The 23,751-nt window shown below is 34.9% G+C and carries 26 protein-coding genes; 9 read left to right on the top strand and 17 right to left on the bottom strand.

Annotated features, from left to right (window positions below):
• Positions 1 to 7: 7 nt before the first annotated feature.
• The 5 genes from MKY90_RS04265 to MKY90_RS04245 form a co-directional block, all read right to left on the bottom strand.
• Positions 8 to 376 (bottom strand): DUF3992 domain-containing protein, encoded by a 369-nt coding sequence (locus MKY90_RS04265; protein WP_063219330.1) that lies wholly within the window; start codon positions 374 to 376, stop codon positions 8 to 10.
• Positions 377 to 486: 110 nt separating this feature from the next.
• Positions 487 to 1,092 carry a DedA family protein gene (locus MKY90_RS04260; RefSeq protein WP_002134575.1) on the bottom strand — a complete coding sequence of 202 codons (606 nt, stop codon included), beginning with the start codon at positions 1,090 to 1,092 and terminating at the stop codon, positions 487 to 489.
• Positions 1,093 to 1,103: 11 nt separating this feature from the next.
• A complete protein-coding gene (locus MKY90_RS04255; RefSeq protein ID WP_002125440.1) occupies positions 1,104 to 1,385 on the bottom strand; it encodes a YkvA family protein in 282 nt (93 codons plus the stop codon).
• A 313-nt stretch (positions 1,386 to 1,698) separates the two neighbouring features.
• Positions 1,699 to 2,478, bottom strand: coding sequence for a DUF2935 domain-containing protein (locus MKY90_RS04250; protein ID WP_000375642.1), 780 nt, complete (start codon positions 2,476 to 2,478; stop codon positions 1,699 to 1,701).
• 20 nt (positions 2,479 to 2,498) lie between these two features.
• Entirely contained in the window at positions 2,499 to 2,864 is a 366-nt protein-coding gene (locus MKY90_RS04245; protein ID WP_000398543.1) for a VOC family protein, read from the bottom strand.
• 109 nt (positions 2,865 to 2,973) lie between these two features.
• Here MKY90_RS04245 and MKY90_RS04240 point away from each other — a divergent pair, with 109 nt between their 5' ends.
• The 4 genes from MKY90_RS04240 (at position 2,974) to brnQ2 (ending at position 5,580) form a co-directional block, all read left to right on the top strand.
• Complete coding sequence (locus MKY90_RS04240) at positions 2,974 to 3,189, top strand: spore coat associated protein CotJA (RefSeq protein WP_002125435.1); 216 nt, start codon at positions 2,974 to 2,976, stop codon at positions 3,187 to 3,189.
• An 8-nt stretch (positions 3,190 to 3,197) separates the two neighbouring features.
• A complete protein-coding gene (locus MKY90_RS04235; RefSeq protein ID WP_000194952.1) occupies positions 3,198 to 3,461 on the top strand; it encodes a spore coat protein CotJB in 264 nt (87 codons plus the stop codon).
• A 12-nt stretch (positions 3,462 to 3,473) separates the two neighbouring features.
• On the top strand, positions 3,474 to 4,043 hold the full coding sequence (cotJC, locus tag MKY90_RS04230) for a spore coat protein CotJC (protein WP_002010774.1): 570 nt from the start codon (positions 3,474 to 3,476) through the stop codon (positions 4,041 to 4,043).
• A 220-nt stretch (positions 4,044 to 4,263) separates the two neighbouring features.
• The gene (gene brnQ2 / locus MKY90_RS04225; RefSeq protein ID WP_002169098.1) at positions 4,264 to 5,580 is read left to right on the top strand and encodes a branched-chain amino acid transport system II carrier protein BrnQ2; all 1,317 of its coding nucleotides are present in this window, start codon (positions 4,264 to 4,266) and stop codon (positions 5,578 to 5,580) included.
• 43 nt (positions 5,581 to 5,623) lie between these two features.
• Here brnQ2 and MKY90_RS04220 read toward each other — a convergent pair whose 3' ends face one another.
• The 3 genes from MKY90_RS04220 to MKY90_RS04210 form a co-directional block, all read right to left on the bottom strand.
• Positions 5,624 to 6,628, bottom strand: coding sequence for an ABC transporter permease (locus MKY90_RS04220; RefSeq protein ID WP_341090458.1), 1,005 nt, complete (start codon positions 6,626 to 6,628; stop codon positions 5,624 to 5,626).
• Position 6,629: 1 nt separating this feature from the next.
• Positions 6,630 to 7,496, bottom strand: coding sequence for an ABC transporter permease subunit (locus tag MKY90_RS04215; RefSeq protein ID WP_002125429.1), 867 nt, complete (start codon positions 7,494 to 7,496; stop codon positions 6,630 to 6,632).
• Positions 7,497 to 7,586: 90 nt separating this feature from the next.
• Positions 7,587 to 8,321 (bottom strand): YwaF family protein, encoded by a 735-nt coding sequence (locus MKY90_RS04210; protein ID WP_016126602.1) that lies wholly within the window; start codon positions 8,319 to 8,321, stop codon positions 7,587 to 7,589.
• Between the two features lie 211 nt (positions 8,322 to 8,532).
• Here MKY90_RS04210 and MKY90_RS04205 point away from each other — a divergent pair, with 211 nt between their 5' ends.
• Genes MKY90_RS04205 through MKY90_RS04195 form a run of 3 tightly spaced genes read left to right on the top strand, consistent with a single transcriptional unit; the run spans position 8,533 to position 11,485 of the window.
• Positions 8,533 to 9,636 carry an efflux RND transporter periplasmic adaptor subunit gene (locus tag MKY90_RS04205; RefSeq protein WP_002186682.1) on the top strand — a complete coding sequence of 368 codons (1,104 nt, stop codon included), beginning with the start codon at positions 8,533 to 8,535 and terminating at the stop codon, positions 9,634 to 9,636.
• On the top strand, positions 9,633 to 10,307 hold the full coding sequence (locus MKY90_RS04200) for an ABC transporter ATP-binding protein (RefSeq protein ID WP_002087431.1): 675 nt from the start codon (positions 9,633 to 9,635) through the stop codon (positions 10,305 to 10,307). The genes MKY90_RS04205 and MKY90_RS04200 overlap by 4 nt, the downstream gene beginning before the upstream one ends.
• Before the next feature lie 26 nt (positions 10,308 to 10,333).
• The gene (locus MKY90_RS04195; protein ID WP_002063918.1) at positions 10,334 to 11,485 is read left to right on the top strand and encodes an ABC transporter permease; all 1,152 of its coding nucleotides are present in this window, start codon (positions 10,334 to 10,336) and stop codon (positions 11,483 to 11,485) included.
• Positions 11,486 to 11,597: 112 nt separating this feature from the next.
• On the opposite strand, the gene MKY90_RS04190 is transcribed toward MKY90_RS04195, so the two are convergent.
• From MKY90_RS04190 to MKY90_RS04170, 5 genes are all read right to left on the bottom strand, one after another.
• Positions 11,598 to 12,815, bottom strand: a complete 1,218-nt coding sequence (locus tag MKY90_RS04190) for a 3D domain-containing protein (RefSeq protein WP_341090454.1) — start codon at positions 12,813 to 12,815, stop codon at positions 11,598 to 11,600.
• Between the two features lie 203 nt (positions 12,816 to 13,018).
• Positions 13,019 to 14,320, bottom strand: coding sequence for a C40 family peptidase (locus MKY90_RS04185; protein ID WP_215599034.1), 1,302 nt, complete (start codon positions 14,318 to 14,320; stop codon positions 13,019 to 13,021).
• 115 nt (positions 14,321 to 14,435) lie between these two features.
• Positions 14,436 to 15,419: a glycoside hydrolase family 25 protein gene (locus tag MKY90_RS04180; RefSeq protein WP_098167508.1), complete on the bottom strand. Its 984-nt coding sequence runs from the start codon at positions 15,417 to 15,419 to the stop codon at positions 14,436 to 14,438.
• Positions 15,420 to 15,423: 4 nt separating this feature from the next.
• Entirely contained in the window at positions 15,424 to 15,843 is a 420-nt protein-coding gene (locus MKY90_RS04175; RefSeq protein WP_002063913.1) for a phage holin family protein, read from the bottom strand.
• Positions 15,844 to 16,580: 737 nt separating this feature from the next.
• On the bottom strand, positions 16,581 to 16,964 hold the full coding sequence (locus MKY90_RS04170; protein ID WP_002063912.1) for an ArpU family phage packaging/lysis transcriptional regulator: 384 nt from the start codon (positions 16,962 to 16,964) through the stop codon (positions 16,581 to 16,583).
• Between the two features lie 369 nt (positions 16,965 to 17,333).
• Between MKY90_RS04170 and MKY90_RS04165 the strand changes: the two genes are divergently transcribed.
• Together MKY90_RS04165 and entC are read left to right on the top strand one after the other, a co-directional pair.
• Positions 17,334 to 17,687, top strand: a complete 354-nt coding sequence (locus MKY90_RS04165) for a helix-turn-helix domain-containing protein (protein WP_002134550.1) — start codon at positions 17,334 to 17,336, stop codon at positions 17,685 to 17,687.
• Between the two features lie 1,411 nt (positions 17,688 to 19,098).
• A complete protein-coding gene (gene entC / locus MKY90_RS04160; protein WP_341090443.1) occupies positions 19,099 to 20,553 on the top strand; it encodes a cell wall-binding protein EntC in 1,455 nt (484 codons plus the stop codon).
• 175 nt (positions 20,554 to 20,728) lie between these two features.
• Here the strand turns inward: entC and MKY90_RS04155 are convergent, their stop codons facing one another.
• The 4 genes from MKY90_RS04155 to MKY90_RS04140 all read right to left on the bottom strand — a co-directional run bounded on the left by MKY90_RS04155 (position 20,729) and on the right by MKY90_RS04140 (position 23,750).
• Positions 20,729 to 21,814: a DUF871 domain-containing protein gene (locus tag MKY90_RS04155; protein ID WP_063219338.1), complete on the bottom strand. Its 1,086-nt coding sequence runs from the start codon at positions 21,812 to 21,814 to the stop codon at positions 20,729 to 20,731.
• Positions 21,804 to 22,082 (bottom strand): hypothetical protein, encoded by a 279-nt coding sequence (locus MKY90_RS04150; RefSeq protein WP_002087437.1) that lies wholly within the window; start codon positions 22,080 to 22,082, stop codon positions 21,804 to 21,806. Before MKY90_RS04150 ends, MKY90_RS04155 begins: the two co-directional genes overlap by 11 nt.
• Complete coding sequence (locus tag MKY90_RS04145) at positions 22,058 to 23,368, bottom strand: PTS sugar transporter subunit IIC (protein ID WP_002140468.1); 1,311 nt, start codon at positions 23,366 to 23,368, stop codon at positions 22,058 to 22,060. Before MKY90_RS04145 ends, MKY90_RS04150 begins: the two co-directional genes overlap by 25 nt.
• A 76-nt stretch (positions 23,369 to 23,444) precedes the next feature.
• Entirely contained in the window at positions 23,445 to 23,750 is a 306-nt protein-coding gene (locus tag MKY90_RS04140; protein WP_002087440.1) for a PTS sugar transporter subunit IIB, read from the bottom strand.
• Position 23,751: the final 1 nt, after the last annotated feature.

Raw genomic sequence — 23,751 nt, 5'->3', positions numbered from 1 at the left:
AATTCTACTATGAAAGTGGATAACGTGTTGTAATACAAAATTCTCCCTGATACGTTCCAGCAGGTGTTGCAGGTAACACAACTTGTATACTATCAAAGCGGCGATACGTAAAAGCAATACTCGTTCCTGGGTTTAATGTTTGTGTATCAATTGTAGCCCCAGCAGAATCAAGTACTTCTACAGTAATCGGGCCTGGTCCAACATCATATTTAACAAAACCAGTACCAATTACGTTTTGGTTAATATTATTTGTATAGAGAACATTATCAATTGCTGTTGCAACTACAGTAGCAGACCACGGACTACACACTTTATCTTGCACATAATTTTTATCTGGACAGCAAGTTAATGCTGACCCTGAGCACTCACAAGACATAGTTGTTTCCCCTCTCTCTTTTATATTCCCTATATGTGTATGTCCCTCAGAGTCTTTTGCCTGTACTATTCATCTATTTTCAAAAAATATGCAAATTCCATTACCAATGACTAGATAGATTCCGATCTGTTTCGTTTTTTCATAAATTTATAGATTAAAATACCACCTACAATAATAAGAACGACGGCTAATATCGGTAGCATATATTGTCCAACAACACCCGCTGCTTTTTCCCAATGCGGACCTAATTTCATTCCAAAATAAATATACAAAGTCGTTAACGGGAACATTGCTACAAATGTATATATGCTAAATTTCCATATGTTCATTTTCGCCATACCACATGGAACGGAAATAAGCGTTCGAACTCCCGGGATGAAGCGTCCTAAAAATGCTACAACCGGCCCATATTTCTCAAAGAAATCATCTGCTTTTTGAATTTGTTCTTCTTTAATAAAGAAGTATTTCCCGTATTTTATTAATAGAGGGCGACCACCGTAATAACCGAGTGCATATAACGTTAACGGTCCTGTAGTTCCGCCAAGTGTCCCTGCTAATACAGCTAGCCAAAAATTCATATCTCCCTCATATACCCAATACCCAACCATGGGCAAAACTACTTCTGCTGGAATAAATTCAAACGTTAATGCTAACACAACTCCAAAATAAGAAAACTGCTTTAAAAACTCGATTATATCTAAAATAATTTGCTCCATATTTTCAACTCCTATCCTACGTTTACGTTATGCTTTTCTTGTAATTGCACTGGCGCCATCTTTACAATTCGATTCAAAATAAATAACACAATTCCAATATCATCTAAAATACCAATAAACGGTAGGAAGTCTGGAATTAAATCGAGCGGCATCGCTACATAACCAACTAAAAAAGCAATAGATAAAATTTTCTTCTTTATTGAAACCTCTTTTGAAGTAAAAAAGTCAAATAGGAATGGAACAAAACGGCGGACATGGAATACAACTCTTAATCTACTAAAAAGTTTTTTCATTTTCTAGCTCCTCTCTTTGTATACAAAAAGGACCCTACCAAATATGGTAAGGGTCCTAAAAAAGACAATAAGGGGCCTTTACCATTGCTGGTAAAGGTCTCACTAACAACGAAACGTTGCCAATAAAGCCGAGGGTTTCTCCCTGTAATGACGACTTTACTGTAATAAGTTACTCCCCTTTAGATACACAATTTTATACAATCACATTAAGATATTTGGAGGGGCTTGTCAATATTTTTTTCATAATGAAACCTGTTCACATACTTCTATCACTGTTACAATTTGTCTGCTTAATCTTCCCTACAATCTATTTTTAAAGCGGATTACATTTCGGTATCTCTAACCCTGAGGATTGTGCTAACTTCAATAAATAGTAACACTCCTCCCTCGCCATATGATCCGCCATCCTGGCTGATAATGAACTTAATATTTGCTCAGACAACTCTAATTCTTCTACTTCTCGAAGGAAATGCGAGAATAACTTTAGCTCTAGTGAAACGTCTTTTGTAAACTTCTTCAAAGCTGGAAAATGTTTCAGTTCTGCCCGTAAATAACCTGTCATTTCAACTGCTTTTAAATAAAATTGTTCAAAATGTTTAGCAAACAAATCACTTTTCTCCTTCAATCCTTTTTCCACAACATCTAATCCGCCTGAAATAGAACCAGCATGCCCTGCTGCATCCGTTAACCACGCGAGATGATAGTGTAGTTCATGAAAAACGGGCGGGACTTCTCCCCTCCCTAAGTATTCTAATACTGTTATATATTCCTCCACTTCATTTACCATATGATTAATAAAAGTCGGAGTAAAATGAATCACAATTTTACCTTCCAATTGCTTTTGTATAATATTTAATTTAAATGCTCGAATCTCCTCTGCAGCTTGTTCTGCATCTTTTGAAAATGCAATAAAATTTACAGTATGAATTTCATTTAAAAAGTTCGTGAATTTTTCTACAAAATAGGTGGCTTTCTGTATATCTTCTTTCTCCTGTGGAGCTAAAGCATCTAGTAAAAACTGAGCATGATCCCCGAGAACTTTGAGCCAAAATTTATGTTCAAACAGTGCGCTTTCTTCATACATTCTATCCACGCTATCCCCCCTATGGTTACTCATGCCTCTGATGAAATTTGAAGCTTATAGCAATCTGGATCATAAAGAGTAATTACCACCCCATCCGCATGCTGTTCTTCCGCAAAAGATATTTTGTAAAACTGTAATTTTCTCTTTACTTTTTCCATATCAGAAATTGAAAAGGTTATTAATTCACACGAAGAATTAGCAACCTTCTCTCGCCCTCGTAAATTCCGATTTACTACAAAACAAATTCTCGTTAAACCAACGTCATACCAAACACCTGTTACATGTAGTTGAGGTCTCTCCTTGCTTGGTTTAAAGCCTAAAATCCCTTCATAAAAATACAATGTTTCTTTTAAATTTTTTGATTCTAATACGATACATGTTGTAATGCCTTCCATCCTCAACTCCCCCTGTCTCTATTAGTTTTTTATATGAGTCATAAATGACAATTATGTACGAATACAATACATAATAATGGATATTTCATTTATAAAGGAGGGTTGTAACATGGATAAATTCATGAAATCTCACATACCTTATCACGGTCCAAATGATCCTTGCCCTCCAATTGGAAAGAAATACTACTCAACTCCCCCACACCTATTTATGGGCTTTCAACCACCTAACTTACCCCAATTCCCACCAAAAGAAGCTTTAAGAAAAGGGACTTTATGGCCTGCTTTTTATGATTATTATGAAAATCCTTACAAAAAAGGAAGGTGAATAAAAACGTGACACAAACATTGCCTGATGAATATTACAAATGGATTGAAGAACTGCAAGAATTAGACTTTGTATTAGTTGAACTTACTCTCTATTTAGATACGCATCCCGACGATACTGCAGCTATAAATCAATTCAACGATTTTTCTTATAAACGAAGAGTATTAAAACAAAAAATTGAAGAAAGATACGGACCACTTCAGCAGTTTGGAAACAGTTATTCTAACGCCCCATGGGAATGGAGCAAAGGACCGTGGCCATGGCAAATATAAAGGAGAGAAACTATGTGGATTTATGAAAAAAAATTACAATATCCTGTTAAAGTGAGTACTTGTAATCCAGCACTCGCAAAATTATTAGTTGAACAGTACGGTGGTGCGGACGGTGAATTAGCCGCTGCTCTTCGCTACTTAAATCAACGTTATACAATTCCTGATAAAGTCGTTGGCTTACTAACCGATATTGGTACAGAAGAGTTCGCACATTTAGAAATGATTGCTACAATGATTTATAAATTAACAAAAGATGCAACACCTGAACAAATGAAAGCTGCCGGATTAGACGCGCATTATGCGAATCATGATAGCGCCTTGTTTTACCATAATGCAGGTGGTGTTCCTTTTACTGCCACTTACATTCAAGCGAAAGGAGATCCTATCGCAGATTTATACGAGGATATTGCAGCTGAAGAAAAAGCACGAGCGACTTATCAATGGCTAATTGATTTATCAGACGATCCCGATATAAATGATAGCTTACGCTTTTTACGCGAACGAGAAATTGTCCATTCTCAACGTTTCCGAGAGGCTGTAGAAATTTTAAAAGAAGAACGTGATAGGCAAATTTATTTTTAATACACATATCCTAGCGATATGTGTTTTTTTACGCTAAAAGTGAAATTCTTCCTGCATTAACATATAAATAGTATATTTATTCAATTTTACGCATTATTTTAAAATATTTTTAAAATTCCCTCTTGCTTTCTAGTCATCAGACCTTTAAAATAATAACAGTCAATCGACAAATTATTTGAATTTTCGACAAAAAAACGCTCATTAGGAGGCTTTTCTTTATATGCGTACAACTTTAAAACCAGCGCAAATACTTTCGATTAGTTTATTACTATTCGCAGTTTTCTTCGGTGCTGGTAATATGATTTTCCCGCCTCTTCTCGGTCTTTCTTCCGGAGAAAATATGTGGGTTTCCATTACAGGATTTATTATTACAGATGTCGGTTTATCTTTACTAGCTATCGTCGCTGTTGCCCTTGCTGGTGGTAGTTTTAATACTTTAGCGAGCCGTGTTCACCCAAAATTCGCAGCAGTATTCGCTATCATTATTTATCTTTCCATCGGCCCACTATTTGTTATTCCACGAACTGGAACTGTATCTTATGAAATTGGGATTGCACCACTTTTCCCAGATCAATGGTACTCTATGTTAGTTTTTAGTGCGATTTTCTTTATAGTCGTCTACTTCTTATCGTTAAATCCATCCAAATTAGTAGATCATATCGGAAAAATATTAACGCCAATTTTGCTTGGAATTATTGCAATTATGGCAACAAAAGCGATTCTTTCACCAGGATCATTTGCAGAACCTGTTGGTGACTATAAAGAAATTCCATTTTTCAAAGGATTTCTTGAAGGCTTTTTAACATTAGATGCAATCGGAGCACTCGTATTATCAACGATTGTTGTAAATGCAATTCGTCAAAACGGGATACAAGATAAGAAATCCATTGCGAAATATACAATTATTTGCGGAAGCATTGCGGCTCTTTTCTTAACAATTGTTTACTTCTTACTCGGTTATATCGGCGCTTCAAACGGAAACTTAGGACAATTTGAAAATGGCGGTCAACTATTAGCAACTATTATGTATCAATTTTTTGGGACAAGCGGTAATGTTTTATTAAGTATCGCAATTATCTTTGCTTGTTTAACGACTGCAATCGGTGTTGTAAGTGCATTCGCCAACTATTTCACAACAGTATTAACAAATGTTTCATATAAGAAGCTTGTACTATACGTTTGTATTTTTAGCTTCGTTATTTCAAACTTAGGATTAAGTTTATTAATCAAAATTACATTACCTGTATTAATTATTTTATATCCAATTACAATCATTTTAATTTCCGTATCCTTTATTGATAAATATACGAAACGTAAACCTTCTGTCTATATCGGAGCGATGATTGCAGCATTCCTTATTAGCTGTATTCATGCACTTGATAATGTGGGAATGATACCAAGTTTTATCGCTAATATCGTACACACAATTCCTTTTTACAACTTAGGAATCGGCTGGATCGTTCCAGCAATAATTGGTGGTATAATCGGATACTTTATTCCTCAAACAGCAGCTGAAGGTGAAGTTTCTACAAAATAAAGAAAAGAAGCAAGCATTGATTATGCTTGCTTCTTCTTTATTTTCAAATCGTATGTTTAAAAGTAAATAATTCTTCTTTTGACTGCACAGCAGGTTGTTCCTTTTCTACATCTGTCTTCTTTATCACTCCGCCTAACCTTACTTTCATCATCGCTTCTTCTATGCTTTTTACAATCATATTTCCTGAAAAGATAGTAAGTCCAAAAAATGTAATTGGAACGAGAGGAATCCACGGATTAACTGTTAATGATCTAAAATAAACTCCAATTAAACCTGACCATTCATGTGTGTAAGAGTCTATTTCTTCTACCGGTCCTAAAAACTTAACAGTTCCGCCAAAGAATACTTCCAGTAACCCTAAGTGGAGTAAAATAGTAAGAGTCTGCGTAAATTGCTGAAGAAATACAAGTATAAACGTCATATAGAGATGCGGAAAAAGATGCTTTATAACAATGTGTCTTTTTGATCCACCTAATATACACGCAGCCTCAATGAATTCTTCGGTTCTCAATTTACGAACTTCCTTCGCAACATACAGTGCAATAACTGGCATCACAAGCATTACAAGTAATACAACTTGAAACGAAGCCCTTTTAAAAAAAGTTGTTGTTTCCTCTCCACTTCCAAAGGTATTCACAGATTGGAGAAAGAAATACGCAATCATAACTGTTGGAATAACTGTAAAACTATCAAAAAATGCTTCGATTTTTGAAAACCCTCTTTTTATGTACGTTCCGAGTACAACACCAAAAAATACACCTATTACCATTCTAAGTGCCGCAATTAAAATAGATATACCAATCGTCCACTTCGCGCCTTCAATGACTAAATGTAACAGGTCATATCCTTTCCGGTCTGTCCCGAGTAAAAATTGTAATGAAGGTGAAAACGGTGGTACTTCTGGATTTCCAGCCGCGTCATATTGCAGTGTAACTTGTCTAATGTGCCCACCATTCCATATCGTATTTCCGATGCTCAAAAGAACTAATATGAGAAGAAACCCAATGCTTATCCAAAATCTTTTATCGCGTTTTATATACGTCCACATATTATAATCTCTCCTTCATCGCAGCTGGAATGAGATAATGAAACAATTTGAATAAAATAAAAATCGGAATATAAATAAGCAGTACACTAACGATGAAAACCTCAACCCTAATACCCTCATAAGATTTCAAAAACATAAAAATACCACCCGTATTAAAAATCCATTCTATAATATATAAATTGGATAACATAAAAAAGATATTCGTTTTCGCAAAGAAAAGTGTACTAAGTAACACATTTCGTAAAATATGACGATTTAAAATATGAAAGCGATTCAGCCCTTTCGCCTTAGCAAATAGTACATAATCTTTTTCTAGCTCATTTTCAAAACGAAGCACTAACATTTTTACAAACATAATCGTAGTCGGTATACTCAAACAAAATATTGGCAATCCTCTAATCGACTCGCCTCCAATTGACGCAATTTGAAAAGGTAAAAAACCTGTTTGTTTAAAAAACCATATAACTAAAATTTGTGATACTAAAATAAGAAGAATGTCTGGAATGGATTCTAGGAAGATGAGAAATGATTTAATTCGATGTTGTATACGCGGTGAACTACTCATAATCATATAAACGATACAAAATGCTACAAATAATGAAATGAAAAAAGCGACCAAAAAAATAACAATCGTTTCTTTATAATGGACAAACAACTGTGGGAATAAAAATTTATCTCTCACATATTGCAAATTGGAGAGATCCATTAAGTTCGCAAATACTTCTTTTAAACTCTTTATGTACTCTGATACATGCAGCTCAAATCCATAAAACAACTTCGGCAGTGCCCCTAAACAAATAATACCCAAAATCGAAATAATAAATTGAATCGTCACTTCCATCCCATTCAAAAAAACTTTTTTGACCACGTTTTCCCTTCTCTCTATATGTAATTTACCCTCTAATTTTATTCTTAATTTTCTGAATTGTAAATATTTATAAGATAAAAAATCACTAGGTTATGATCCTAGTGATTCTTTATGCGCATGCCCTTCTCTTTTCACAAACGGCATATACAAAATGAAACATCCCATAAGCGCAGCTATTTCTAATGAAATAATATAGTAAGGATGCGGCCCTAACATATCGAGTAATGAAGCAGTTTCTGGCTTACGAGCTAAAAACATATAATTACCGCCTGTTTTGTAATTCACAAACGAAACAATTGGAATCAATATATTTAAAAATACCATCGTACGCTTAATAGATTGTAATGTCGGACGATATCCTTCCACCCATGTCATAAAGAGTGGTGCCCAAATGAGCAATATATGTGCGATAAAGAATTCTATAAAGCGAAAATGCGGAAAAGCATATTGCACGTTCGGTGTTAAAATAGCTTGCGATGCACCGATAATCCCTGTAAAAAACACAATCTCATATATTCGATAGCTTTTCGTTACAATCATAATCGACGCTAACAATAAACTAATCGTACATAACTCAAATGGTAATGAAGTGCCTAGCTCAAAAATCCCAGCTTTCCATTCCCACATATGAAGTCCAATCTCACTTCCTATAAATAGAAATGCAATTGCATATCGAACCGTTATATTCCACTCACTTTGACGCAATAAATCTTGGTATTGATACAGAAAAAATATCCCCACCAACATAATAAATAATATAATGGCATGTTGCCTCGAGTACGGAATAAATGGTTTTAATGGATGCGCACTAAAATAAGCTTCCATCTTCCTTCCTCCTCTCCTTCATACAATATTATTATTAGAAAAAAACAACGAGTCAATTCATTTGCTTAAACTAGGAAAACCTCCACCTTACATTTACATATTTATACCTTACAAAACTGTAAGGTTATTGTAAGCTAAAACGATTTGTCAGATTCTTCACCTCTTCTATACTTAATGTAGATACTAAAACGAACGAAAAGGTGATAAATAGATGAAGAAGAAAAATAAAGTGTTAATTACTAGTGTAGTAGCGATCGGAATTGCAGCTGGATCATATTTTGCATTTGCTGGCGGTAGTTCAGAAGTAGCAATGGCATATAGCGGTTATAAAATTACGGAAAAACAAATTGAAAATGCACAAAAATTTGGCGGCGAAGTTATTCCAAATGGTATTGAAACAATTTCATTCGATCCAACAAAAGGTACGTATGAATTAGCTGTTAAAAAAGGTGATGAAGTGAAAAAAGGTCAGCTTCTATTTAAATATAATGACCCTACTGCTAAACAAGGTGTAACAGAAGCAGAAATGCAAAAGAAAATCGCACAAAAAGAAGTAACATTGTTCCAAAAACAAATTGATGCAGCGAAACAAAAATTACAAAAAGATAAAAATGCAGGCCTTCCAGCTGAAGCATTAAAAGCATCAGAAATTGAAGTTGGGCAATTAGAATCACAACTTGAAATGAAGAAGTTTGAAGTAGAAAAAGCTGATGAAATGATTAAAGTAGCAAAAGAGAAAGTAAACACACTTTCTGTAACAAGTCCAGCCGACGGTGTAATTGATGATATCGTAAAAACTGCTGATGAAAAAACAGGTATGAGTGGCATTACACTTCGTCACGCTGGTCAATTTAAAGTAAAAGGTCAACTTTCTGAATATGAACTTGCTAGTATGAAAGTTGGGCAAGAAGTAACTGTTTCATCAAAAACTGTCGCTGGTAAAACTTGGACAGGAAAAGTAACAGAAATCGGTTCTACACCATTAAAGAGCATGGACGAAAATAAAACTGTTTCTAATTATCAATTCACTGTCACATTAGATAATAGTGAAGAATTACAAAACGGCTTCCATGTTTACGTAACAAGTAAATCTGGCGAAGCAACTGGTACGATTGTTCCGAAAAGCAGCATTGTGAAAAAAGGTGACAAAAATGTTGTCTTCGTTGTAAAAGACGGTAAAGCGAAAGAACAAGCAGTTACTGTTGAATTTGAGACAGATAGCGAAGCAAAAGTTTCTGGAGTGAAAAAAGGAGAGGAAATTATCTCTAAACCTGAAAAAGACTTAAAAGACGGTATGGAGGTTGTCACTCAATGATTAACTTAAAAGGCATCACGAAATCTTTCCAAAATGGTGCAGAGTCCGTTCAAATATTACATGGAATTGATGTAACACTAAACCAAGGAGAATTCACTTCTATTATGGGACCGTCTGGTTCTGGTAAATCAACATTAATGAACATTATCGGTTGCTTAGATAAACCAACGACAGGTGCGTACGAACTAGCTGGTCAAAACATTTCAAACATGTCTGAAACAGAACTTGCACATGTTCGTAATAAAGAGATCGGATTCATATTCCAAAACTTTATGTTATTACCGAGACTTACAGCACTTCAAAATGTAGAACTACCTCTTATTTACGCTGGAGTCGATAAAAAAGAAAGACGTGAGCGCTCATTAGCAGCTTTAACAAAAGTCAGTTTAGCTGATCGTGCTACTCACTTACCAAATGAATTGTCAGGTGGACAAAAGCAGCGTGTCGCAGTCGCACGTGCAATCGTAAATAACCCGAAATTTCTCTTAGCAGATGAACCGACGGGTGCACTTGATACGAAAACAAGTACACAAATTATGGATCTCTTTTACGAATTAAACAAACAAGGCTCAACAATCATTATGATTACCCACGATCGTGAAATTGGGGAAGCGGCAGCACGTCAAATTGTAATTCGTGACGGAAATATCGTCCAAGATTGGAGAGGTTAATTTTGAACACGAGTGAAAATATACGCATGGCCCTTTCCTCTATCTTTGCTCATAAAATGCGTTCTATATTAACAATGCTAGGTATTATTATCGGTATTAGCGCCATTATTACTATCATTTCAATGGGTGATGGTACAAATGCAAAGTTTAAAAAAGAGTTAGGCCAAGGAAAAGATACTGAAGTAACGATTTACTACAACAACCCTGATTACGGAACTGATAGTGCCAAAATTACAGCTGATATGTTAAAACGTCTTCAAACTGTTCCTGGCGTTAAAGATGTTTATCCAGATGTAAGTATGAAAGTAAAAGCATCTTCTGGTTCAAAAGATGTCTCTCTTGATTTAAAAGGTGGAACAGGTGCCTTCATGACAGATGCGAAAATAAAATTAGTTCACGGTCGTGAATTAAATGATAGTGAATTAAAGCAAGCAATTCCTGCTGTTATTTTAAATGAAGAAGCTTTCAACAAATTGTTTAATGGTTGGGAATCAAATTTATATACTGATATAAAAGGAAAGCCATATAAAGTAGTCGGTGTGTATGAAGCAAAAAATGATTTCGGAATGGCTATGTCAGAAGGTTATACATCACTTGAAAACGCTCCTGTAATCTCAGGAGTAACTGAGTATGACTCTGTAAGATTAATATTAACTTCGCCAGCAGAACGTAAAAGTGTAGAAAAACAAGCTGCTTCTGTTTTAAACGAAATGAAAGCTCCTAAATTTGAGCATAAATTTGAAGCTCAAGATATGGGTGAGTTTACGAAGCAATTAGACGAATCAATTGGTATGATGAAAATGGTATTCGGTGGTATTGCTGCTATCTCCTTACTTGTTGGTGGTATCGGTGTAATGAACATCATGCTTGTATCTGTAACAGAACGTACACGTGAGATTGGTATTCGTAAAGCACTTGGTGCAACGCGCGGTAAAGTATTAACACAATTCTTAATTGAATCTTGTATTTTAACAGGACTCGGTGGTTTCATCGGATTCATGCTCGGTATATTCTTCGCTTGGATCGTCTCAATCTTTGCCGGATGGCCACTCGTTATCTCAAAAGAACTTGGACTTCTTTCAGTAGGTATTTCAATGCTAATCGGTATTGCATTCGGTTTACTACCAGCTAACAAAGCTGCAAAACTTGATCCAATTGAATGTTTACGATATGAGTAAAAAAGAGGTTGCCTGCGTGCAACCTCCTTTTTATATATCGAAAGAAATGAACGACTTTATGATGTGCATCATCTAAGCAAATCATAAATAACAACGTTCGTGTATTAAAAGATTAATTAAGAATTCTTATTTTCACCTTTTTACGTCCCCATTTAATTGCTTCTCTTTCAGTCGGGAAAAGTACATCAATTATTTTCCCTTTAATAGCACCACCCGTATCACCGGCAATGGCTACACCATAACCCTCAACATCTACTTGCGTTCCTAATGGAATTACTTTAGGATCAACAGCAATTAACTTGATATTTGGGTTTTTCCCTATATCAATACCATATGCAGTAATGCGTTCATGTGGAGGACTGTTCTCTACACTATACGCTGTAGACTCAAAAAACATTTCAATGCCACCGTTTGGATTAATCCATTTTTCCCCTTCATAAGAAATAATCTTTAACCAACCACTTGTTGCCCCATCAATTACAAGCACCTCTTGTGCTAGAAAAGCTTGGCCTCCATTTCCTTTTGTGGATACAAATGATGGTTCATTGTACGTATAGAATGATTTTTCTACATACTTTTTCTCACCATTTGGATTGATCCATTTTTCTCCTTCATAAGAAATAATCTTTAACCAACCACTTGTTGTACCATCAATCACAGGTACCTCTTGCGCTGAAAAGGATTGGCCTCCTCCTCCTTTCGCAGATACGAAAGATGGCTCATTGTACGTGTAGAATGATTTTTCTACATACTTCTTCTCACCATTTGGATTGATCCATTTTTCTCCTTCATAAGAAATAATCTTTAACCAACCACTTGTTGTACCATCAATCACAGGTACCTCTTGCGCTGAAAAGGATTGGCCTCCTCCTCCTTTTGTAGATACGAAAGATGGCTCATTGTACGTGTAGAATGATTTTTCTACATACTTTTTCTCACCATTTGGATTGATCCATTTTTCTCCCTCATAAGAAATAATTTTTAACCAACCACTTGTCGTCCCATCAATCACAGGTACCTCCTGCGCTGAAAAGGATTGACCTCCACCTCCTTTTGCAGACACAAATGATGGCTCATTATATGTATAGAATGATTTCTCTACATACTTTTTCTCACCATTTAAATTAATCCATTTCTCCCCTTCCCAAGTTTGAATTTTCCACCAACCATTGTTTCGTTTTTCCTTCACAAGAATTGTTTGGGGCGTATACTCCACTCCACCATTTGATTTATCTGATGTAAAAGAAGCCTCATTATATGCATAAAATGACTTTTCTACATTTTCTTTTGTATCCACTAATACTCCCATCATTACACTATGTTTTAACATATATATCACCTATATCCTTTCGTATATTTCAATTAATAATCTATAAAACAACGAATATTTCATTTCAGAAAATTCATTGTAGTTTTTCATAACTATCAAAAACAGCTATCAAAATTGATAGCTGTTTTATAACCTCTTGAATCTTTTTATCGAATAATCCAGATAATTATCTTTATTGATGCACATAAGCTAACGTTGCTAACTTATTTTTTAAATCTACCATAACCAAGGAAGTGTTTTTGATTATATGAACTAAACACATTTCCTCTTACAACACCCGTCTGTTCACTTCCTGCATGAATGAACTCACCGTTTCCAAGATAAATCCCCATATGTGATGGGCCAGGTGTATATGTGTTTTGTAAAAAGACTAAATCTCCAGGCTGCGGATCATTAATTTTAATTACCATCGGCCAATATCCCGCTACACTATTCCTTGAAATACTATACCCATTATTTTTATATACATAGTATATGAAACCACTACAATCAAAGGAATTAGGCCCCGATTCTCCAAAGACGTATGGCTTCCCTAATTGTTTTAGAGCTAATTCAATTACTCCTGAGACCTCAGAAGCATTTGGATTAATCCATTTTTCTCCTTCATAAGAAATAATCTTTAACCAGCCACTTGTTGTACCATCGATAACAAGCACCTCTTGTGCTGAAAAATCTTGGCCTCCATTTCCTTTTGCAGATACAAATGATGGCTCATTGTACGTATAGAATGATTTTTCCACATACTTTTTCTCTCCATTTGGGTTAATCCATTTCTCTCCTTCATAAGAAATAATCTTTAACCAACCACTTGTTGTCCCATCAATCACAGGTACCTCTTGCGCTAAAAAGGATTGGCCTCCATTTCCTTTTGCAGATACAAATGATGGCTCATTATACGTGTAGAATGATTTTTCCACATACTTCTTCTCTCCATTTGGGTTAATCCATTTCTCTCCTTCATAAGAAATAATCTTTAACCAACCACTTGTTGTCCCATCAATCACAGGTACCTCTTGCGCTAAAAAGGATTGGCCTCCACCTCCTTTTGGAGATACGAAAGATGGCTCATTGTACGTATAGAATGATTTTTCTACATACTTTTTCTCACCATTTGGATTGATCCATTTTTCTCCCTCATAAGAAATAATTTTTAACCAGCCACTTGTCGTCCCATCGATAACAGGTACCTCTTGCGCTAAAAAGGATTGGCCTCCACCTCCTTTTGGAGATACGAAAGATGGCTCATTGTACGTATAGAATGATTTTTCTACATACTTTTTCTCACCATTTAAATTAATCCATTTCTCCCCTTCCCAAGTTTGAATTTTCCACCAACCATTATTTCGTTTTTCCTTCACAAGAATTGTTTGGGGCGTATACTCCACTCCACCATTTGATTTACCTGATGTAAAAGAAGCTTCATTATATGCATAAAATGACTTTCCTACATTTTCTTTCATATCAACACTCGCTAATGTACCCATCATTACACTATTTTCCAACATATATATCACCTTTCCTTTTCTTCTATTTAATTTATATAAAGTAACGATCCTATTAATTTCAAATAGTATTTAATAAAAAATATAAAAGGCCACTTAAATAAGGTGGCCTTTTGTATTATCTAATTACTACATGTTCTTCACGAATCCAACGATTCCCACCAATATCAACATGTCCATCTTGACGCCCAAATAATCGATACGGCTCGCTACCATCTACAAAACCAGTATCTTTTCCATTCGGTCCATCGTAATGTCTAATTTGATAACCAAAAGGATATTTTGAATAAGCATAAAACCATTGAACATCGAAATGCTCTAATTTTGCCCATTGTTGATCCCCGCCAAAATTAATCATGTATTCTGGGATCCACCAAGCTTTATAAATTAAATATGGGTTTTTATCCTTAATAGAATTACCTGAAAATATAAAATCAGTTGGATTTGTATTTAAGTTCACCTCATATCCAACAGGATATTTTGAGACAGCGGTCCCAATACCTACTGGTCGACTTTGTTGCCCCTTGTTATCACCATTTCCATCAAGAAACCAAGATAATGATTTATTACCAATTAAATAATTTAAATCACATTTACCAATACCAGATACATTTCCTGTCTCAGTATACTGCCACATGTCACAAGGATAAGCTGGTTTATTTCCACCATAACGTGGAATCCATGTAAAGTCAGCTTTAATATTCGCTGCACCAAACGCTTCATAAGTATGATGTCCTACATATAAACCAACTTTTTTCGCACCTAAACGACGTAATTCATCGATAAACGCTTGAGTTCCACCTTGCATATCATCCATTGTCTTAACCTCAACGTCTGCAACCCAAAATAATGCACCTTTATCACCTCGCGCCCAAAAATCTTGTGCTTCTTTCTTAGCATCTGCAATAGACGTAAAGCGGCAAAATGCGTAATTTCCATAGGGTACTTTATAACTTCTCATAGCTTGAACGTATTCTTTATACATAGGATCTACGTAATTTGAGCCATCTTGCACCCTAGCAATAACTAAATCAAGCTGTGGAGCCGCTACACTCCAATCTATATTACCGTTCCATTTTGAAATATCTACAATGTGTCCCATTACTTCATTTCTCCTTTTTATGTTCTTGTTTTTGTTCATTATTTAAAACTTCAACAGCACTGATTAATACTTTCGGAATCTTAATCCCTATACGACCAGCATTTTCTAAAACTGATAATGCTTCATTTCCTATAAAGAAAAAGATTGTTGCTTCTCGAATTCCACTATTACTACCGAATAATGAATCTAGCTGTGCTGCAACTCCAATTAATAAAAACAACATCACCTTTTTAGCAATGCCCTTAAAGCCAACTTTACTTTTCAATTCTCCGCTATACCCTGCTGCAATCATTCCAGACAGATAATCAATAACTGCTATTATTACCAATACTTTCAATGCAACATCAAACCCTCCAAAAAAATACCCACAAAAAGCTCCAAATGTCGCTCCAAATATCTTTATTAAACTAGCAATATGAGCCACGTTCCTTTCTCTTTTTTCAAATAAAAAAGAAAGACAAATGTCTCTCTTCGCTTTTTATTAAATCATTAAGATTTATTTGTATAGGAGGGATAGTTTTTATCTTTAATAACCTTTTCCATACTAATTAATTTTTGATTAGGCTACGCTTTGCACCTTTATAGTTACTTACTTCTATACTTTTCTAAATCTGTTGATTCAGGAGAATTGCATACATATTTTCTTCCTTTATCATACCTCCTTGTAATACTCTTTTACCTAATAAATAAAAAGCTATTTCGCTAATTTAAATTTATTAATTTTGAGAGTATATAAATTTATTCAACCCATAAAAATATTATCTTCCTATTCTCAAACTTGCTTAGATGTAGGAAACTAAACATACATGAAATATTAAAAGATTCATTTCTATGTTCAGCTCAGATAATATCTACAAAGTTGAACAGTACATACACCATATAGGAGTACTCTTACCTCCAAGGCCCCGCTGGTTATCTGCGCGAACAAAGTGCATGGTGACCTATGAAAGCATCACTGTACGATAACCCGAGTGCGTCCTATTCTGGTGGAACGCTTAGTCACCAGAAGGGATTTTGTTTCCCCCCTTCTGATACTAAGATTATCATTCATCCATATTTATAAATTCCCCCTAATTATCCCTCTCTTCATCGGAAATTTCTCCTTTGAATATCTTTATAAATATTGCAAATTTATTTGAGAACTCTTCCTATTTATAATGCTCACATTACACCTAAAGCTGTAGCTATTAAACGAAGGGCATTCTTTTTCTTTTCATAATAAGAATCTTTCTTTATGAACAATTCATTATAAATATAATCATCTCTTAATTTTTGATCGTTTAAATACTTCATCTCAATGATGTTTCTCTCGTCCTCATCTAAACTATACTTTAAAGCTTTTTCAACCTGTCTATACTTCATTTGGTTAATCTGTTTAGTATTACAAATTTCAGGAAACAAATTGATTTCTCCCTGCTGTTGCTCAACCTCATCCCCAAAACGCACCTTTAATGCACGATGTTCCTTCAAAATACTTATAACTACTTTTTGTATTTTCTTTTCTGTTTCTTTATCCATAATTGATAATAAAAGTGGTTGTTCCAAATTAAAAACCTCCCGAGAATATAATTTATTTTCGTATAAAATCCTTCTTATTTTTCAAAAAATCACTCTACATTTATTGGATAATGCAATTCAATCTGCTCATTAAAACAAAAGTATTTTTTCTAATGAGGGCATATGCCCTTTGAGTTTCATACAGTGAAACTTTTCATTTAAATTTTTTTTCATGTTATTAAAAGATTATTGCTACCTCGCTTCAACATTACGTATTTCACAAATTGAAGGATCCAACATTTCTTTAAATAGCCTCATATTATATCAATCCTTTCCTCTTTACGATTCCTATTAGTAAACTTTATAATGAAAATAAGAGTTATTTTGGAAACTCGTTTAAAGGGGAGACAATATACAGTGGAAATAAAAGATAGATTAAAACAAATTAGAATAGATAGTAAGCTAAGCCAAGAACAATTCGGGAAAGAGGTTGGCTTAACAAAAGGAACTGTTTCAAAATTTGAAAATGGGAAAGCTTTTCCTGGACGAGAAACATTAGAAAAAGTTTCAAAAAAATTTAATGTTACTATTGACTACTTATATGGAGAAAGTAAAGAAATAGATTTAAATGCACACAAATATAAAAAGTTTAAAGAAATCATGGAATGGCTAGAACCGTTACCAAAAGATGAAAAAGATATAGCATTAGAACAAATGCTTTCTATCGCTCAGGCGCTAAATAAAACTCATACGAAACCCGAGAAGAAATAGCCTATTTATTTAGAAGAATGGCTATTTCTTTTAATTTTTTCTATGTATTCATCTAATTTCTCTGGCGCTATCTTTACTATCGTATTTATAAATAGCTTAACGATTTCCTCTTTTTCCATTTCCAAAATCCTCCATCACCTTTAACAGGATAATGATTTCTTACTGAACAACTTTCCAACTTATCATTACTAATTTTTCTTTATTTAATCCCCCCTGTATATAATCATTTTACCTATTTATAAAAACATAATGAAACTACCCACACTTCTTAAGCAAGATCTAATTCTCTTTAAATCTTTCATAACTATTTGTATCTGTTAAACCACGTACCTAATTCCAAAAAAACACTACAAAATATCTGTATGAATATTTTACCATCAATCGAACTTTTGTTCTATATTTAGTTTATAATTCTTTAAAAAATAGAGTATAATCATTCTATTATTTGTAATTCGAAGCAAATTCCCACTAGATTTTTTTATTTCCAAAAAAACATTCTAAAAATTCGTTTAAATATTTCTAGTAAAATTCGTAGAACTCCCCTCTTATTTAGAAGGGGGTTACTTATTATTTCAATAAGCTTACGCAATCCTTTGTGTAAAGGTTTTTAATTCTAAATGATATTACTTTTGTTTTACTTCCAGCTAACAAAGCTGCAAAACTTGATCCAATTGAATGTTTACGATATGAGTAAATAAAAAACGTAGGAGTTTACACTCCTACGTTTTTTATTTTGTTGAAGGCAAATGTAATTTCATCGACGTTTTGACAAAAATAAGAACCTCTAACTTCTATTATATAAAGTGAAACTATAATCAGTGGGGGTTTTGTTCATCCCCCACTGATTATTAGCCTTCACCAATCGGGCTTTTACCGGCAGTTAATCTCCCACCTAACTTCTTTTCTTCAGCCGAATTTTGAGGTGAGGGTTTTACTGCCCACAAATAGCGGGATAATTCTACTGCAACTCGCGAACCAACTCATAACGATATCATCCCTTTAAATCATGTTTCTTCTATTATATATGTTTCATGTTGCGATTATCTTTTTATCCTTGCAACTTTCATTTCGCATTACCACTATCCTACAATCCTATTATTGCAAAAATAATATGTAAAAGAACAAATTCAAGGCGTAATTTTTTCCATACTACAACTTATTTTGTAACAATTATATCTCTATTTCATTAAAATCCCCCCTATATATACGACTTCACACACAAGAAGATTATATTTTCATAACTACATTACGATTCAAATAGTTAAATATCCCTTTTTCGTAACATTACAGAAACATTCAAGTAACACTAATGAAACATTATTAATCTATTAGTAATTAAAAAAGTGTTGATTTTATGAATCGTATGTTCTAATCCCCTCAAAAACGCAAAGAAAACGCTATCAGGATATAAATGGAATTATTACAGAATATTAATGCCTCGTTACGAATGCTTTGTAGTTTTGTGTTTTCCGCAAATAAGAAAATAATGGTTGCTATAATGAGGTCAACGAAAACAAATGCAATGGAGGCTATTATGAAAAAATTTATGGGTATAGCAACAGCAGCGGTTTTTGGTCTTGGGATTTTCACAACATCTGCTAAAGCAGAAACAATCGTAACGACTGATGTACTAAATGTACGAGAAAACCCAACTACTGAATCACAAGTTGTCGGAAAGTTATTAGATGGATATAAAGTTAACGTTTTACATACAGAAAACGGATGGTCAAAAGTTAAATTAAATAGTGGTAAAGAGGCTTTCATAAGCGCTGACTACACAAAAGATACTTACTACGTAACAGCAAACGTATTAAACGTACGTGCTGGAGCAAATACAGATTCAGCGATTCTTGGTAAATTGAAAAAAGATGATGTAATCGAAACAACACACCAAGTACAAAATGATTGGATCCAATTTGAATATAACGGCCAAACAGCTTATGTACACATTCCTTACTTAACAGGAAAAGCACCAGTTAAAGTTCAGCCAGTAGTTAAAGCTGAAAAAGTAACTAACGTTCAAGATACAGCTAAAGTTCGTGAAGCAGTTAAAGCCGGGGAAGTAGCTGAAACTCAAGCAAAAGCTAAGGCTCAAGAAGCAACTAAAGCTCGTGAAGCTGCTGAAACTCAAGCAAAAGCTAAGGCTCAAGAAGCAACTAAAGCTCGTGAAGCTGCTGAAACTCAAGCAGAAGCTAAGGCTCAAGAAGCGGCTAAAGCTCGTGAAGCGGCTAAAGCTCAAGAAGCAACTGAAGCAGCTAAAGCTCAAGCAGAAGCTAAGGCTCAAGAAGCAGCTAAAGCTCGTGAAGCAGCCAAAGCTCAGGCAGAAGCTGAAGCTCAAGCAGAAGCTAAGGCTCAAGAGGCAGCTAAAGCTCGTGAAGCGGCTAAAGCCGGGGAAGCAGCTAAGGCTCGTGAAGCGGCTAAAGCCGAGGAAGCAGCTGAAGCTCGTGAAGCGACTAAGGCTCAAGAGGCAGCTAAAGCTCGTGAAGCGGCTAAAGCTCAAAAACCAGCTACACAACAACCTGTTGCAAAAGAAACTGAAACAAGTGCACCATCTTCTTCTCGTGAATTAAGAGTTCAAGCAACAGCTTACACAGCGGATCCACTTGAAAATGGTTACAAAGCAGGAGACCAAGTAAAATCAGCTATGGGTCATAACTTAACAGCTAATCCAAACATGAAACTAATTGCAGTTGATCCAAGTGTCATTCCATTAGGTTCAAAAGTATGGGTTGAAGGTTACGGAGTAGCAATCGCTGGTGATACTGGTGGAGCTATTAAAGGAAATAAAATCGATGTTTTAATGCCAGATAAAGGTACATCAAGTAACTGGGGACGTAAAACAGTTACAGTGAAAATTTTAAACTAATTACTATATAAAAAAGAGTCAGTCTCAACGTTGAGACTGACTCTTTTTTTATGATTCTTACATTCTTTCTCCTTCTCCCCCGTCCAAGTTAAATCTATCCCTTTGAATTCTATATACGATAGACTACTATTTCAACAGAAAAAAGAGGATGCTATAGCACCCTCTCTTACCTTCCCTATTCCACACAAGTAAACTGTGTCCAAGCTCCTACATAATCTAGTAAGAATAACTCTTCTTCTGCAATTGTACCGACAATATTTTTCCGTTCATCTATTGGCATTTCTTTCAGAATGATTTGTAGTTCACCTTTATACTTTCCGAATAAGTTATTACCAATTACAACTTGCCCTCTTTCCTGTCGTACACTTTCGCGCACTGGGAAGTCATAGTCTTTGTACTTTTTACGTACTTCTGTAGAACGTACCATATACTCTGTTATGTCACCGCGTCTTACGTGTAATTCTTGCATTGTCGCTCTCTTCTCTACTTCAGTCGCTTCTTCTACAAATTGTACCTTTAGCTGTAACATGTAACGATTTAAGTTTCCTAGTTTCTCTAACTCTTCTTCACTCGCATAAGCATTTCCGATAATAACATCATCAATAAGCCCTGTTGCCCATAAATGTTTCGCTTGTACTTCAATTGGTAAGTTACGATGTTGTTCTAACGTACATAATCCGTCATTAATATCCCATGGACCGATGTCAGCTGCATGCGATGTAATAAAGGCTGCACTACGAATACCATGCTTTTTGAAGCGTTCACTACAGCGAATGAAATAATCATACGGAAGACCAGTGAATTTTTGCGGATAAAAATTGTGACAACCAATTAAAGCTGATTTATTCGCTTGATGCGAAAGGATATTTTCTAAATAGGCAATATCATTACTTACATTCAGCTCAATTTTTAAACCATATGGATTATTCGTCATTTTCGCTTCTGTTAACCCGTCAAACCCTACATCTAAACGAATTCCATCCGCGCCTAGCTCTGCAAAGAACGATAGATCACTATAACTAACACCAAGTTGATCGAATACAGCTGGAGCTACATCTAAAATAACTTCCATATTGTTATCTTTTGCATGATTAATAATTTCTTTAAATTCAGCTACAATTTCTTCTTTCGGACGATTAACAGACAGTAAACAAGTGAATATTCTTGAAAAACCGTGGCGTGCCGCTGCCGAAATGTATGCCATATCTTGTTCTTTCGTTGAATGCTCTGGATAAAGTGAAATTCCTAATTTACGCTCCATGCTTTTGCATCTCCTTCACACGTTGTATTAATGCCATGCTCGTAAATCTATATTTTGCAGATAAACATGTTGCACATAAAATCGTTGGTACGATTATAAAGTACGGTGATTCTAAACTAAATGCCACATAAGCTCCCATTGAACATCCAATAAATAATATCGACACAAGTAGTAAAACTAATAGCGATTTACTTTGTACCCATTTTGAATAATGTGCAATACACTGCCCCGCCACGAATGTAATTAAGATGATAATTGCTCCGAGCATTCTGTTTTCTCCTCTCCTGCTAATTGTTGCTTCTCATACATTTTGAAGAATGGATAGTAAATAACGAATGAGATAACAAAGTTAACAAGTACAAGTACACCAGCCATAATTGTCCAGTCCGTACTAATAATCGCTGCAATTGGCGCTAACATCGTAAATGGCAGCTTCGCCATCATGAGCGGAATCACACCTGAAACAACTGCGAAATATGATACTGTCGTTGTAACTAACGGTGTAATAACGAACGGAATAATTAAAATCGGATTCATTACAATTGGTGCCCCGAAAATAATTGGCTCGTTAATATTGAATAAACCTGGTACGAATGATAATCTACCTAACTCTTTTAAGAACTTAGATTTAGAGAACATAAACATAATTACTAAAGCTAACGTTGAGCCTGATCCACCAATCCATACGAACCATTGAATAAATTGCTCTGTAAATAAGTTTGGTAATTGATGTGCATTTCCTGTAGCCGTGAATACTTCCATATTTTCAAGAATTGCTGAATCCCACATCGGACGGATGATTGGTCCTAAAATCGCTGGGCCATGTATACCGAACGACCAGAAGAACACGATTAAGAATACTGTTAATAAACCGCCGAATAAATTATTTCCTACTAATACTGATTTTAATGGTGCGATTAAATATGTGATTGTTGTGTTTACATCAAATTTCAAACCGTAACGAATACCCCAGAATAAAAGAATAACTACTAAAGTTGGAATTAATGCTGCAAACGAGTTTGCAACTGCTGGTGGTACACTATCTGGTAATTTAATCGAAATATTATGCTTAATCATAAAGTGATAAATTTCTACTGCAATTAATGCTGTCACAATAGCTCCGAATAAAGAAGTTGCACTTAATGTCCCTACTGAAATATATCTTCCTGCATCAATAACACCTGGTACAGCTTTTGTTATTTGAATTGGTTCAACTGATGCTAGTAAAAAGGCGAGTACAGATAATAATCCTGCACTTAATTGATTGAGCTGATAAAAGTTCGCGAGTGAGGCCCCTACCCCAAATGCTGCGTATAAAGCCATTAAGCCTACTGTAAATCGGAATGGAATATCTAAAATATGACGAAACGGTGCAATCCACTCCATATATGCATCAATTGGTAAGTTTAAAAAGATAACGAAAAATGACCCGACAATCGTTAACGGTAATGTAGAAATAACTCCATTTCGAATTGCTAATAAATGTCGTTGCCCCGCAATCTTTTGCGTTGTTGGCATAATCTTCTGTTCCATAAAACTCATAAAACCATTCATCGATAACCCTCCCTATGTTCAATCTGACAAAAGCAAAAGTTATAACATTATAATGTTTATATTTAAAAAAATATAATTACGCTAAAACTAATTGTTCAGCTTGCTTAAGTACTTTCAAACCATCACACATACCATAATCTCGCTGCTCTATAATTGCAACTGGTATATCGTATGACTTTGCAAGAAACTCTACCGCTGGAAACAAATACTTCACCTGTGGTCCAATTAAAACAACATCAGCATTTTTTATTTCCAGTTTCACAAGTTCCGAATCAACTGCTTTAATTTTATAATCCTTCCCTTGTTTCTTTGCCTCTTCTTGCATTTTTCTTACAACCATACTCGTTGACATGCCTGCTGCACAACATAATAAAATGTACATA

This window comes from Bacillus sp. FSL P2-0099, assembly GCF_038007445.1.
Lineage (GTDB): Bacteria > Bacillota > Bacilli > Bacillales > Bacillaceae_G > Bacillus_A > Bacillus_A mycoides.
This window is presented reverse-complemented; position numbering and strand designations above follow the sequence as displayed.